The organism is Pontibacter indicus, assembly GCF_900156345.1.
In the GTDB taxonomy this organism is placed as follows: Bacteria; Bacteroidota; Bacteroidia; order Cytophagales; family Hymenobacteraceae; genus Pontibacter; species Pontibacter indicus.
Window position 1 is genome coordinate 178,601 of record NZ_FTPP01000003.1, and the last position, 12,878, is coordinate 191,478.

12 protein-coding genes are annotated in these 12,878 nt (G+C 52.7%); 3 read left to right on the forward strand and 9 right to left on the reverse strand.

Annotated elements, in window-relative coordinates; all coding sequences use genetic code 11:
* Positions 1-9 precede the first annotated feature (9 nt).
* Positions 10-777, forward strand: coding sequence for a CPBP family glutamic-type intramembrane protease (locus B0B12_RS15555; protein WP_076670758.1), 768 nt, complete (start codon positions 10-12; stop codon positions 775-777).
* 69 nt (positions 778-846) lie between these two features.
* Here the strand turns inward: B0B12_RS15555 and B0B12_RS15560 are convergent, their stop codons facing one another.
* From B0B12_RS15560 to B0B12_RS15575, 5 genes are all read right to left on the reverse strand, one after another.
* On the reverse strand, positions 847-1,674 hold the full coding sequence (locus tag B0B12_RS15560) for a purine-nucleoside phosphorylase (RefSeq protein WP_244554735.1): 828 nt from the start codon (positions 1,672-1,674) through the stop codon (positions 847-849).
* 891 nt (positions 1,675-2,565) lie between these two features.
* Positions 2,566-4,329, reverse strand: a complete 1,764-nt coding sequence (gene sppA / locus B0B12_RS15565; protein WP_076670760.1) for a signal peptide peptidase SppA — start codon at positions 4,327-4,329, stop codon at positions 2,566-2,568.
* A 254-nt stretch (positions 4,330-4,583) separates the two neighbouring features.
* Complete coding sequence (locus B0B12_RS20140) at positions 4,584-4,787, reverse strand: hypothetical protein (RefSeq protein WP_139337819.1); 204 nt, start codon at positions 4,785-4,787, stop codon at positions 4,584-4,586.
* A gap of 52 nt (positions 4,788-4,839) precedes the next feature.
* Positions 4,840-6,108, reverse strand: coding sequence for a replication-associated recombination protein A (locus B0B12_RS15570; RefSeq protein ID WP_076670762.1), 1,269 nt, complete (start codon positions 6,106-6,108; stop codon positions 4,840-4,842).
* A gap of 84 nt (positions 6,109-6,192) precedes the next feature.
* Positions 6,193-7,359 carry an AI-2E family transporter gene (locus B0B12_RS15575; RefSeq protein WP_076670764.1) on the reverse strand — a complete coding sequence of 389 codons (1,167 nt, stop codon included), beginning with the start codon at positions 7,357-7,359 and terminating at the stop codon, positions 6,193-6,195.
* A gap of 72 nt (positions 7,360-7,431) precedes the next feature.
* On the opposite strand from B0B12_RS15575, the gene B0B12_RS15580 reads away from it, so the two are divergent.
* Positions 7,432-8,334 carry a DMT family transporter gene (locus B0B12_RS15580; protein WP_076670766.1) on the forward strand — a complete coding sequence of 301 codons (903 nt, stop codon included), beginning with the start codon at positions 7,432-7,434 and terminating at the stop codon, positions 8,332-8,334.
* Here B0B12_RS15580 and B0B12_RS15585 read toward each other — a convergent pair.
* Positions 8,331-8,810, reverse strand: a complete 480-nt coding sequence (locus B0B12_RS15585) for a hypothetical protein (RefSeq protein ID WP_076670768.1) — start codon at positions 8,808-8,810, stop codon at positions 8,331-8,333. The two genes, B0B12_RS15580 and B0B12_RS15585, sit on opposite strands and share 4 nt — an antisense overlap.
* Positions 8,811-8,861: 51 nt before the next feature.
* Complete coding sequence (locus tag B0B12_RS15590) at positions 8,862-9,386, reverse strand: GNAT family N-acetyltransferase (RefSeq protein WP_076670769.1); 525 nt, start codon at positions 9,384-9,386, stop codon at positions 8,862-8,864.
* Positions 9,387-9,602: 216 nt separating this feature from the next.
* On the opposite strand from B0B12_RS15590, the gene B0B12_RS15595 reads away from it, so the two are divergent.
* The gene (locus B0B12_RS15595) at positions 9,603-9,881 is read left to right on the forward strand and encodes a glycine zipper domain-containing protein (RefSeq protein ID WP_076670771.1); all 279 of its coding nucleotides are present in this window, start codon (positions 9,603-9,605) and stop codon (positions 9,879-9,881) included.
* A gap of 214 nt (positions 9,882-10,095) precedes the next feature.
* Here B0B12_RS15595 and B0B12_RS15600 read toward each other — a convergent pair whose 3' ends face one another.
* On the reverse strand, positions 10,096-11,319 hold the full coding sequence (locus tag B0B12_RS15600) for a DEAD/DEAH box helicase (RefSeq protein WP_076670773.1): 1,224 nt from the start codon (positions 11,317-11,319) through the stop codon (positions 10,096-10,098).
* 347 nt (positions 11,320-11,666) lie between these two features.
* The gene (locus B0B12_RS15605; protein ID WP_076670774.1) at positions 11,667-12,785 is read right to left on the reverse strand and encodes a fatty acid desaturase family protein; all 1,119 of its coding nucleotides are present in this window, start codon (positions 12,783-12,785) and stop codon (positions 11,667-11,669) included.
* Positions 12,786-12,878: the final 93 nt, after the last annotated feature.

Consider the following 12,878-nt stretch of genomic DNA (forward strand, 5'->3'; position numbering starts at 1 on the left):
GCTGCCTGGATGGAAACAACTTTACCAGCCGAAAAAGTCGAAGCCAAACCAAATCCCTCGCTACCCGAAACCGTGTTGGATTTTTGGCATTTCCTGAAGTCACCGCAACAGTTGCAAGCCCAGCATCAAGAGCCCAAACAGATATGGAAGCCCCTGCTACAATTGTTCGTGCTCAAGTTTAGCCTGAGCTTAGGTATAAGCTTGCTTGTCTTCGGCCTGCTTCAACTGCTGGGCTTAGATCATTTTGGCAGTCATGGCCTCGACAAGTTTCTGCGGGAAACCCACCCCCTGCTTGTGCTGCTAGCCGTAGCTGTGGTGGGTCCGGCGATAGAGGAGTTCTTTTTCCGTGCCCCCTTGCGCTATACCCGCAAACGGCTACTTGTTTCCTTTCTGACTATCAACATCTTTGTCTTGCCTCCGCTGCTGGAACTCAGCGGAATCAGCACTTTGGTGAGTGCTCTGATTTGGCTCACAACACTTGCGCTGGGACTTTGGGTGTTGCTCTCAGATGAACGGGCCAGGCATTTTCGCCGCCTCTGGAAAGAGCATTTCGGAGCCGTCTTCTATACCTTCACAATAGTATTTGCCCTGGTGCACCTGGCCAATTATGAGAACCTGAACCTGCCATCGGCCCTGATCCCGCTGCTGGTCGTGCCGCAGTTTATCGGTTCATTGTTCTGGAGCTACATCCGGCTCCGCTTCAGCCTGACCTGGGCCATACTGGCGCATGGCAGCTCAAACGCTTTGCTACTTGCCCTCTCATACCTAACGACATAGTGTATACCTAAAATAAACAGGGGTAGCCAAATGACTGCCCCTGTTTATTTTATTTGTGCCTTCGCTCTATTACTGCTGACGCACCAGTTCCTTGATCAGCAAGGTCATACGCGGCTCGGCAATAGCGGCGGCTTCCAGAATATCAGCCAGGTTTACTTTCTTGATACGATCCGGCGTGCCCATGTCAGTAATCACAGAGATACCAAAAATCTTCATGCCCATGTGGCGGGCGGCAATCGCCTCCGGCACAGTCGACATACCCACGGCATCGGCACCGATGCGGGCGATGTAAGAATACTCTGCCAGCGTCTCCAGCATCGGTCCAGGCACGCTTGCATAAACGCCTTCTTGCAGGGTAAAGCCAGCATCTTCCGCAATCACCATCGCCTGGCGCACCATCTGCTCGTCATACACTTCGCTCATATCCGGGAAGCGTGGTCCCAGTTCGTCCAGGTTCGGCCCGATGAGGGGGTTAGATGGTTGCAGGTTGATGTGGTCGGTGATCACCATCAGGTCGGAGGTGTTGAAAGCCGGATTCAGGCCACCGCTGGCGTTGGAGATGAACAGTTTGTTTACACCCAGCAGCTTCATGACGCGCACCGGGTGCACCACCTGTTGCATGGTATAGCCCTCGTAGTAGTGGAAGCGGCCCTGCATCACGATCACGCGTCTACCGGCCAACGTACCAAAAGCCAGACGACCGGTATGGCTCTCCACGGTCGACACCGGGAAGTGCGGGATATCGGCGTAATCGAGGCTGTATTCAATTTCAATTTCCTTGATCAAAGCGCCCAGGCCCGTGCCCAGAATGATACCGAACTCCGGCTGAAAATTGCCTGTCTTGTCCTGTATATAAGAAGCGGACTCTCGTAATTGCTGCATCATATCGTTCATCATTTTTTGCTGTTTAAAGTTCGCGAAATAGGTCATTAATTCTGAGAGAAGAAATGATTTAAATCATGTGATGGTCAGAAAACTTTCTACTGCCTGGGTGTTAGTTGGTTGCCGTTGACTTGATTTGGTTAGGACCTTGGCTTTTTGAAGGTGTTGGCAGGGAACGGCTGGAACTTGTGGTAATTGCCTGCAATTGTATTGCTTGTCTGAATCAGGATTTATAGGATTTTAAAGAGGGCCCCTACCCCCAGGATTGACAGGATTCTCGTGCACGATTAACATCCCCCTGCCCCCTTCGAAGGGGGACTTTCCGCCATTACTAATCCGAGGTATAAGCATTGCAGCAAAGACCACAAAAACCACTGGCAGGTGTAGCAAGACTAACTTGAACCTAAACCATGAAAAAAACATCGGTGCCCGGTGCGCTTTTCGACGCTCCACTGTCTGAGCGTTCAGCGAGTTTGGAGCGTCTTGATTTTTTTGCCTACTTTTTTTATCAAGAAAAAAAGTAGGTGCCCGCCGCACAGGCGAAACAGCAGCCCGCCTGGCTAAGGCAAGCTATGAAACAAGACCGGTTGCTATACCTGCAACTACACCAGATACAAGTATACCGGTACTATGCACCAGCGGCCAGAGTCCGCCCGATACCTCACACTCGCGGGACGCGAGCGAGGGCATAAGCAGAAGCAACTACAACGGGGCCAGAGGCCCCACCATAGCAGACACGAGCGAGGACGCTCGCGCCATGATAAAATCCGGCAGACAGCCAATAACCCACTCCGCTATACCTTCAATCCTGCAAAAACGGAACCGCTAAAAAACAAAAAACCCGCTGGCGTAAACCAGCGGGTTTTCTAATATTATGAAGCAGCAAATTGCTTTCTGCTCCTGAGATTATTGAATGATCAATTCATATGGCATACGGGTCTGGATGCCCTGCATGTTCTCCACCTTCTTGTACATCTGATACATTGGGTACAGTTGCCCCAACTCGGCCTTTACAGCACGCTCCTTTACTTGTGAGCCAGACTCACCTAGCATCTCCTCCAGGAACGTTTTGCGGCGCGGGAGCTCCTTAATGCGGTAGTCATCCTCTATACCTACACGGGCAGCAGCAATCTCAATAGCTTTTTCCAGGCCACCGTGCACGTCCACCAGGTTGCGCTCCTTGGCTTCTATACCTGACCACACGCGGCCAGACGCGAACTTCTTCAGCTCGTCCTGCGACATGCCACGGCCATCAGCTGCTTTTTGTGTGAACACCTCGTATATCTTGTTGATCTCGCGCTGCACAATTTCCTTTTCGAACGGCGTCATGGCGCGGGTTACAGTCGGCATATCGGAGTGGTTGCCGGTGCTAACGCGGTCCACCGTAATACCCATCTTGTTTTTGAAGAAGCCTTCGAAGTTGGGAACAATGCCAAACACGCCGATGCTTCCGGTGATCGTGTTTGGATGCGCCACAATCGTATCGCAACCCATGGCCATGTAGTAACCGCCAGAGGCAGCCACGTCGGACATAGAGGCGATAACAGGTTTCACCTTGCGGGTTTCCTGGATTTCACGCCACATCACGTCAGATGCCAGTGCGCTGCCACCCGGTGAGTTGATGCGGAGCACCACAGCCTTCACTTTTTTGTCCATGCGGGCGTTGCGAATTGCTTCAGCATAGCGCGTGCTGCCGATTTCGTCGTCACCGCCTTCACCGTCCACAATATCACCTTCGGCGTAAATCACGGCAATGCGATTTTTGGCTGAACCGCTCTTTTCAGCGTCTTTCACTTTCTTATACTTGGCAAGACTAACCAGTTGCAGCTTCTTGTCGCTTTCAATGCCGATCTGCTCTTTCATGTAGTCGATGGCTTCGTCGTAGTAACCAATGTCGGTGGCCAGACCATGCGTCTTGGCATCTTCTGCTTCGCGTACCAACACCTCATCCGACACTTTTTTCAGCTCTTCGTAGGTCTTGCCGCGGGCCTCTGCGATTTTACGCAATTGGTAGTCATTGATCGAGTTCAGGAAAGAGGTCATCTGCTCCCGGTTGGCTTCGCTCATCTTGTCGAGGAAGAAAGGCTCTACCGCGCTCTTGAAATCTCCTACTTTAAAAATCTCGGGTTTGATGTCCAGCTTCTCCAGGGTGCCTTTGAAGAAGAACACCTCCGAGCTAATGCCGTTGAACTCGAGCGTACCCATTGGGTTTAAGTATATTTTATCAGCTACTGAAGATAGGTAGTAGGCTTTTTCGTTCGTCATGTCGCCATAAGAAACGATGAACTTACCTGACTCCTTGAAGTCGATCAGTTCGTCGCGGATCTCCTCCAGTTTGCCCATACCGGCGTCCACGAAACGCATGTTCAGGAAAATGCCTTTCACGTTGTCATCTGTTTTAGCACGGCGGATAGAAGCTTTGATCTGGTCAAGGCCATCGCCGCTGCTCATAGAGAAGAAGCCGAGGGATAGATCACCGAAGGGGTTTTCCTGCTCGCGCTCCACAATGGCTTTGTCCAGCTTAAGCTCCAGTACGGAGTTCTCGGCTACGGTCACATCGCCTTTGGAGGCCGATGCCGCCACGATACCGACCATGATCAGGGCGCCCAGAAAGAAAAATATGAACAGGCCCAGGATGGTTGCCAGTACATATCTGAGGAAATTCAACATAGGTTCTAATTAGGGTTAAGGTTCTGTTTTAAAGAGATCAGAAATTACTGGTCCCTGCATACAATAAACAAAAATAGCGCTTAAAGTTCAATACCAAGCCCCATTAAACAGCATACTCGACCAATCGGGGCTTTTCATAGACCAATAGAATGGTTAAATTGTTGATGGTTGTATTGTTGAAGGTTGAATTGTTGGTTGAACGATTTGGACTGTTTGGGACCTGTCCCTATAGGTTTTATTCTTTGGAATGTATGCTACTTTCTGGTAAAGTATTTCGGGATATCACTAAGGTCGCCACCCCAGTAGGGCTTCATGTCCATGTATTTTCGCCGGAAGTAGAGTAACACTATACCTGACAAAAACACATAAGCTTCACCATGACTATACCCTAAGTGCTCCCATGCCAAAAAGAAAGCTATTTGCAGCGCCACTATGATCAAGAAAAATGTTCTGTTCACCTTTTCTACCTTTGCAACTTTCTAACTCCCCAACTTTCTAACTCTCAAACTTTTAATACCTGTACTTCTTCCCCCACTGGGCCTGCAGTTGTTTGAGCAGGTCGCGTTCGCGGGCGTTGTTGCCGGGCTGATATAGGGCGGTATTGGAGAGCTCTTGTGGCATGAACTCCTGTTCTACAAAATTGCCCTCGTAGTCGTGGGCGTACTTGTAGTTGTTGCCGTAGCCGATCTCTTTCATAAGCTTGGTCGGCGCGTTACGGATGTGCAGGGGCACAGGCAGGTTGCCGGTCTGCTGCACGAGTTGCCGCGCCTGCTTGATGGCTTTGTAGCTGGCGTTGCTCTTGGGCGAAGTGGCCAGGTATACGGTGCACTGCGAGAGAATAATTTCCGCCTCCGGGTAGCCGATCATCTGCACCGCCTGGAAACAGTTAGTGGCCATAAGCAGGGCGTTCGCATTCGCAAGGCCGATGTCCTCGGAAGACGCAATAAGCAAACGTCGGGCAATGAACTTCGGATCTTCGCCGCCCTCGATCATGCGGGCCAGCCAGTAAACGGCTGCGTTGGGGTCGGAGCCGCGGATGGACTTGATGAAAGCCGACACCAGGTCGTAGTGCATCTCACCCGACTTGTCGTACATCACAATGTTCTGCTGGGCCACCTGCTTCACCAGTTCGTTGGTCACCACTACTTCGTCGGCTTTTATACCTTCGGCCACAATCTCGAGCAGGTTAAGCAGCTTGCGGGCATCACCGCCCGAGATGGTCAGCAGCGCCTCGTATTCTTCTATGCGTACCTTGCGGTGGCGCATCCATTCGTCCTGCTCCAGCGCTTTGTCCACCAGCTCAATGAGTTCATCTTTGGTGAGGTGCTTGAGGATGTATACCTGGCAGCGCGACAGCAAGGCCGAAATCACTTCAAAAGACGGGTTCTCGGTCGTAGCACCTACCAGCGTCACGGTGCCTTTCTCCACGGCGCCGAGCAGGGCATCCTGCTGTGATTTGTTGAAGCGGTGAATCTCGTCGATGAACAGCACTGTGCCCTGTCGCTTTTTGGCCTGCTCAATCACTTCCCGGATGTCCTTCACGCCCGCATTGATGGCGCTCAGGGCCACGAAAGGCACCTTCATCTGGTTGGCGATGATGTTGGCCAGCGTGGTTTTGCCCACGCCCGGAGGTCCCCACAAAATCATGCTCGGTATCACGCCGCCCTCGATGTAGCGACGCAGGATGCCATCGGGCCCAACCAGGTGTTTTTGTCCGTAATACTGGTCCAGGTTATGCGGCCGCATGCGCTCGGCCAAGGGTATGTTCGGGTGGTTCATCTGCTCTTGTTCTCTTCAGAATTCGGTCTCTAAGCAAAGTTACGAATTTGAGTGCAAAGCCGCGGGCCTGAATTCGCATGCCTCCTACTTCTTCTCCCCTGCTTCTTCTGATTTATCCGTCGGTTCAATCTCGTTTTCCTTTTCCAGTTTCTGACGAATGGCTTTTGTGTTCCAGCGCAGCACCGGCACCTCCATAGGGCTGCGCGACGGACGCTCGTCGCCAAAAAGCACGCCCCACTGCTTGAACTGGTCGGTGCGGTCAAAGGCCACCTTCAGCACCGCAATGATCGGGAGCGACAGAAACATGCCCGCCACACCCGCTATCTCACCGCCCACGACCACGCCCACAATGGTGGCCAGAGCATTGATCTTGACTTTGGAGCCCACAATGCGGGGCATCAGGATGTTGTTGTCCAGGAACTGCACGCCGGCAATGGTGCCCAATACCACAAAGATCGGCCAGATTTCAGGTGATGAGGCCAGTGTGAGCAGCACCCCGATGATGTTGCCCAGCAGTGCGCCCACGTAAGGTATAAGGTTGAGGAAAGCGAAAATAATTCCGATGAGGAGCGCGTGTTTTATCCCGATGATCATCAGCAGGCCGCCGAGCAGCACCGTCATATAAGTCACCTGGATGAGCAGGCCGAAGAGGTAGCTTTTGATGATCACCTGCATCTCGCGCAGGATCTCCTCCACTTTCTCGTGGTTTTCGCGGGGGAACCACAGGAACACGAAGCGCAGCAGGAGGTTGCGGTAAAAGAGCAGCAGGAAGATGTAAATGGGCAAAAGCCCCAGGAATATCAGCGTGCCCGTCACGCCGCCGGCTATACCTCCCAGCAGGGTGCCCGCATAGGTCAGCAGGTTGTTGCTCTGCTCCCGCACAAAGTTGACCTGCTCCTGCGAAGAAAAAGGCGTTTTGCTTCCAACCCAGGCGCTCAGGGCGTTCAGGTGGTTCATCACGTTCTTCTGGATGGTTGGGAAGTCGCGGATCAGCACGCTGATCTGGGAGGAGAAAAACCAGACGATGCCGCCGAGCACCACGATCATCGCCAGCAGGCTGAGACCGATGGCCAGGGGCTCCGGCATGTTCCTGTTCCTGAAAAAACGGAAGAGGGGCAGCAGCATGATGCTGATAAAGAACGCCATGAGCAACGGCGCCAGCAGTCCTTTGCCTAATACTATAATCCAGCCCAGAAAAAACAGTCCTGTTATTTCGATGGCTCTTCTTACCGTGAGCGGTAGTTGATTCATGCTTCGTGTATGGAACGGGTTTTAATTGCCTCCTTATACGGCGCAAACGGAATAAGCACGTAATTTTGCGGCATGAATAAACAGGTACAGGTGCACGCCTCTCTTTTTCTGGTGGCACTGATCTATGGAAGCAATTACAGCATCGCCAAAGAGGTGATGCCCGCATACGTGGGCCCCTTCGGACTGATTCTGATTCGGGTGGTGTCGGCGGCACTGTTTTTTGGCCTGTTTGCCCGCCTGGTGGTGAAGGAGAAAATAGTAGGAAGAGCCGACAACATCCGGGTGATCCTTTGCGGGGTGACCGGCGTGGCCATCAACCAGCTGTGCTTTTTTGCCGGCCTCAACCTGACTGCCCCGATCAATGCAGCGCTTCTGATGGTGATTGTGCCCGTGGTGGTACTGGTCTTTTCGGCCCTGCTGCTGCGGGAGCGCATCGGTAAGCGCAAGGTGTCAGGTATAGCGATGGCCTGCGCGGGCGCTTTTCTGCTAATCTATACCTCGCAAGGAGGCAACGCGACCGGCAACGTGTGGGGCGACTTGCTCATCATTCTCAACGCCACTTCCTTTGGCCTATACCTGGTGTTGGTGAAGCCGCTGATGCAGAAGTATAAGGCCATTACGGTCGTGAGCCGCATCTTCACGGTGGGCGCCGTGCTCGTGATTCCATTCGGCTGGCAGCAGCTCATGGCGCCTGACTACAGCACCTTTCCGGTGTCTATCTGGCTGGCTATTCTGTTCATGGTCTTTGCCGTCACCATCATTGCCTATTTGCTCAACACCTGGGCGCTGCGCTATGCCAACCCCTCGCTGGTAGGGGCCTACATTTACCTACAGCCGGTGATGGCTATTCTGATCGCGATCGCGGCGGGTAAAGATGTGTTTACTGTACAGAAAGCGGCCTATGCGCTGCTGATCTTTGCGGGGGTATACCTGGTGAGTCAAACCAGGCAAAAGGCGATTAGCAAAGCAGCCTAAGGCGTGTAGCTTTCTTCGGGCAGGTCGGTGCTGTTGTGCGATATCGGCATGCGACGCAGCAAAGTATACTGAAAGTCGACGGTGTCACTCTGGATAGGCTGGGCGTGCATCACGGAAATGCTGTCGCCTTCGTGCAGGGTATAGTAGAACTTGCCCCGGCCGCCCCACCAGCCACCGCAGGCCGACAGCGCATGGCGCGGCACGCCAAAGGAGTTGAACATTTGCGACGAAATGACGGAGCAGGTATAAACGGTGTCGATCACATACTGCATTTCCACCTGGCTCAGGTATACGACTGCCAGCGGATCATCCTCGTCTGCGTTCTGGATCTCTTCGCACTGCAGGTCCGCTCTCACCCAACTGTTCACATCTGCCAGGTCGGTTTCCTGATCGAGTCGCTCGTACTGCTCTTCTTCTTTCTGGCTGCAGGCCACGAGCGTGAAGAGGTATAAGGCAAATAACAGACGAAGCTTCATGTGGTGCGGTTTTGGCGGACTCAAAGGTATAAAGAGAAACGGTTCAGCGCATCAGGCAATATCTCGTTTCATGATGACCATGCCCCGGTAAATGTCCTTCATCTGTTCGTAGTCGAGTTCGTCGGTTCCCCAGCGCACAAAACCGTTCTGCTCATAAAAGTCTACGGAGCGGCTGCTGTCCATGGCCCGGAGCCAAACGAGGCGCTTGCCACTTTCCAGAGCGTATTGCACCGCAAAATCCACCGCCCACTTGCCGATGCCCATGCCGGAGGCGCGGTCCACCAGGTATAGCCGCTCTAGTTCTAGGCATTCGGCGTCGGTGTAACCCTCCAGGGCCTTGTCTTTGTTAAGCTTCATAAAGCCCACCGGCTCGTCCTGGTACTGAATCATAAAGTAAACGGCATTCGGATTGGCCATGTCGTTGCGCAGCGCCTCCTCCGAGAAGCAGCGCTCCAGGTACCAGGCACCGCCGTCGTGCCAGAGGTAGGTATAGTGGTCGTTGTAAGCCTCCACGGCTATGTTTCGCAGGTCGGTCAGGTCTGCAAGTAAGCAAGGTGAGATGGCAATGTCGGTCATGTAAGGTCAGAACTAGAGATTGGACTAGCCAATATACTACGCAGCGGCTATTTTTTTGCTGCAAGAAGGCCGAAATTTTCATTCCGCCGACAGACGACTTTGTTTACCCTCCCGGAGCGGACCTCACTTATGGTCATGAATTGCACTGTTTTAAAACGCACCCAGAACCACAATAAGGCACAATGCGTATAACACTCACTTGAAAATCAATGAACTATGAAAAACTTAAGAATATTAACGTTTGCATTAATGTCGGCATTTCTACTAGGTGGTTGTGCCGGCTCTGACAATTGGAGTAGTAAGAAAAAAGGTGCCGTGATAGGCGGCGCGGCAGGTGCGGCCACTGGTGCTGCCGTAGGTGGCACTTCCGGTGCCGTGATTGGTGGCGCGGCGGGTGCCGTAGGTGGTGGCGCTATTGGCCGCAAGAAAGACAAGAAGAAGCGCGAACGCCAGCGTAATCAGGATTATCAGCAGCAACCGCAAGAAGAACGCTAGGCTATACCTGTCGTTAAGTTAAGCAAAACAGGCCGTTGGGAAACCGACGGCCTGTTTTAGTTTGATAGTTGCTATACCTGCCCCAGACCTCGTGGTTTCTTCAGACCCACGAGCGTCTAACCAACCTGCAGTGGCTAAGCAGGTATAGGTATAGGTATAGGTACGGTTAACTGGTGAACATTCGCGCGAGCTGCGTACATCCAGAAGTCCTTTGCTACCTCCTTCCCCTTTTTCCTTTGCCGCCCCTGCCCTTCTTGTTTCCGTTTTTAGATGATGACGAGGCTGCAGCTTCCATAAAATCCTGGGCTGTGAGCGGGTACGGGTGCTGATCCACTACAGGAATCGCCTTGCCGGTGAGTTGCTGGATGGCTAGGAGCAGCGGCGTCTCGGTGGCACCGCAGAAGGTAATGGCTATACCTGCCACCCCTGCCCTACCCGTGCGGCCGATGCGGTGCACGTACGTCTCGGCCTCAAAAGGCAGCTCGTAGTTGATCACATGCGAAAGCTCCTCCACATCAATGCCACGGGCGGCTACATCGGTTGCCACTAGCACGCGGGTTTCGCTGTTCTTGAAGCTCTCCAGTACACGCTCCCGGTCGCGCTGGGCACGGTCGGCGTGAATGGCCTCGGCGGCTATACCTGCGGCATTGAGTTCTTTGGCCAGTTTGTCGGCCCCCTCTTTGGTGCGCATGAACACCAGCGTGCGGTCTATACCTAAGTGCTGCAGCAGGTGCAGCAGCAAAGGCGTTTTATTCGCCTTCTTCACGTAGTACAGCTCCTGCCTAATGGTACCTGCCGTAGACGAAACGGGCGTGACTTCCACCGACACAGGCTCTGCTAAAATCTTCTTTGCCAGCTTGCTCACCTCAAACGCCATAGTGGCCGAGAAGAAAAGCGTCTGCCGTTTTTCAGGTATAGCCTGGAGCACCCGCCTGATGTCCGGCAGAAAACCCATATCGAGCATGCGGTCTGCCTCGTCGATCACCAAGATCTGCACCTGATCCAGCTTCACAAAACCCTGGTCGAGCAGGTCGAGCAGGCGGCCGGGCGTGGCAACGAGGATGTCTATACCTGCCTGCAGCGCCTCGGTTTGCACCTTGTATGGCACGCCGCCATATACCACCAGATGCTTCAAGCCAGTATACCTGCCGTAAGCCGCAAAGCTATCGCCCACCTGACTGGCCAGTTCGCGGGTGGGCGTAAGCACAAGCGCCCGGATATTTTGCGAAGCAGTTATAGCCTGGCCGTGCAGCAGTTGCAGCACAGGTATAGCGAAGGCGGCCGTTTTGCCTGTACCTGTCTGGGCGGTAGCCAGCAGGTCGCGGCGCTGCAGCACTTCAGGTATAGCCTGCTGCTGGATGGGCGTAGGCTGGGTGTAGCCCTCCTCTTCCAACGCCTGCAGAATGGGCGAAATCAGGTGTAAGTCTTCGAAAGTCATTACGGCAGCGGTTTGTTTGACAAAAGGTATTTAACAAAGGACGGTTGGACAAAAGATTTCTAGACAAAGGATGAGTAGACAAAAGACATAGGACTTTGACCAAATTTCTTTCTGGAGCGAATCAATCTGATAAGAGGCAACAGGCTAATTCCCGTTGACACTTTTATCAACTTCAACTCAAAGAAATCATCCAAACTATTTTAAGCCAGCCCCAAGATTTCTCTCCTGCAAAGGTATATCGAACGGGCACAAGCGGCTATTGTTCCAACAAAAAAACGGCGGAAATTTCTTCCCGCCGTTTCTTGATTCAATATAACCAAAAGGTCTTTTGTCCTTTATCAAAAGCACTACGCCATTACTTCGTTCAGATTCGGCAGTTGCAGTCGGCCGAAGCGGTGGAGGGTGTGCAGGTGCGAGCGTACGGCCTGGAGGAAGGTTTTACTCTCGATGTAGGTAAGGTTAAACTCTGAGGCGGTCTGCTTCACGATTTCCGCTATGGCCGGGTAGTGCACGTGGCTGATGCGCGGGAACAAATGGTGCTCGATCTGGAAGTTCAACCCACCCACATACCACGACAACAGCCTGCTTTTGCGCGAAAAATTGGCGGTGGTGCTCAGTTGATGGATGGCCCAGTCATTCTCGATCACCCCAGTCTCGCTTGGCAGCGGATGGCTGGTGCCTTCCACCGTGTGCGCCAGCTGAAACACCGTCGACAGGATGATGCCCGTCACAAAATGCATCAGCAGAAAGCCAAGCAGCACTTCCCAGAAAGGTATGCCAAAAATAAGCGTAGGCGCTACCAGCAACGAGAAGAAGTATAAAATCTTAAAGGCCACTATTTTAGAAAAAGCGACTGCGTTGGCAGATTTGGAATTGGCGTTGACACCGCTTTTAATATACTTAAAGAACTGCACAAAATCTTTCAGAATAACCCAGTAAAGCGTGAGCAGGCCATAAAAGAACAGCGCGTAAGCCCACTGCAGCCTGTGGATGAACTTTACCTTGGTATGCGGGGAAAAGCGCAGGAACACAATGTCGTCGATGTCCTCGTCCATCTCCACCACATTGGTGTAGGTATGATGCAGGATGTTGTGCTGCAGCTTCCAGTTAAAGGCAGAGGCTCCCAGCAGATTCACGGAGTGGGCCATCAGGTAGTTCACTGTCTTATTCTTGGAAAAAGCACCGTGGTTGGCATCGTGCATCACGCTCATGGCCACGCCCGCCACGCCTATGCCCATCACAAGCCAGAGCAGCAGGCTAAGGCCTATACCTGGCGTAAAGGCAAGCAGCGCTGCAAACGGCACGATGTAGAGCAACAGCAGGATGATGCTTTTGATCAGCAGGCCGGAGTCGCCCGATTTGGCCAGGTTGTTCTCAGAAAAATAAGCGTCCACACGTTTGCGGAGCGTCGGGAAAAACAGGCTTTTGTCTTTGTTAACGAATTTTACTTTGCCTTTAAGCTTCATGTAATTTAATGGTATTCTTTATTCAAAGCCCATACGGCGGATTTGAACCCTGTGTCTGGACTGCATATGTGTTTATAGTTTACCGCTAGGGCT

Excerpts from the sequence above, each read along its gene's own strand:
- B0B12_RS15555 (WP_076670758.1), top strand. The coding sequence starts at position 10 with ATGGAAACAACTTTACCAGCCGAAAAAGTCGAAGCCAAACCAAATCCC.
- B0B12_RS15560 (WP_244554735.1), bottom strand. The coding sequence starts at position 1,674 with ATGATGAACGATATGATGCAGCAATTACGAGAGTCCGCTTCTTATATA.
- sppA (WP_076670760.1), bottom strand. The coding sequence starts at position 4,329 with ATGTTGAATTTCCTCAGATATGTACTGGCAACCATCCTGGGCCTGTTC.
- B0B12_RS15570 (WP_076670762.1), bottom strand. The coding sequence starts at position 6,108 with ATGAACCACCCGAACATACCCTTGGCCGAGCGCATGCGGCCGCATAAC.
- B0B12_RS15575 (WP_076670764.1), bottom strand. The coding sequence starts at position 7,359 with ATGAATCAACTACCGCTCACGGTAAGAAGAGCCATCGAAATAACAGGA.
- B0B12_RS15580 (WP_076670766.1), top strand. The coding sequence starts at position 7,432 with ATGAATAAACAGGTACAGGTGCACGCCTCTCTTTTTCTGGTGGCACTG.
- B0B12_RS15585 (WP_076670768.1), bottom strand. The coding sequence starts at position 8,810 with ATGAAGCTTCGTCTGTTATTTGCCTTATACCTCTTCACGCTCGTGGCC.
- B0B12_RS15590 (WP_076670769.1), bottom strand. The coding sequence starts at position 9,386 with ATGACCGACATTGCCATCTCACCTTGCTTACTTGCAGACCTGACCGAC.
- B0B12_RS15595 (WP_076670771.1), top strand. The coding sequence starts at position 9,603 with ATGAAAAACTTAAGAATATTAACGTTTGCATTAATGTCGGCATTTCTA.
- B0B12_RS15600 (WP_076670773.1), bottom strand. The coding sequence starts at position 11,319 with ATGACTTTCGAAGACTTACACCTGATTTCGCCCATTCTGCAGGCGTTG.
- B0B12_RS15605 (WP_076670774.1), bottom strand. The coding sequence starts at position 12,785 with ATGAAGCTTAAAGGCAAAGTAAAATTCGTTAACAAAGACAAAAGCCTG.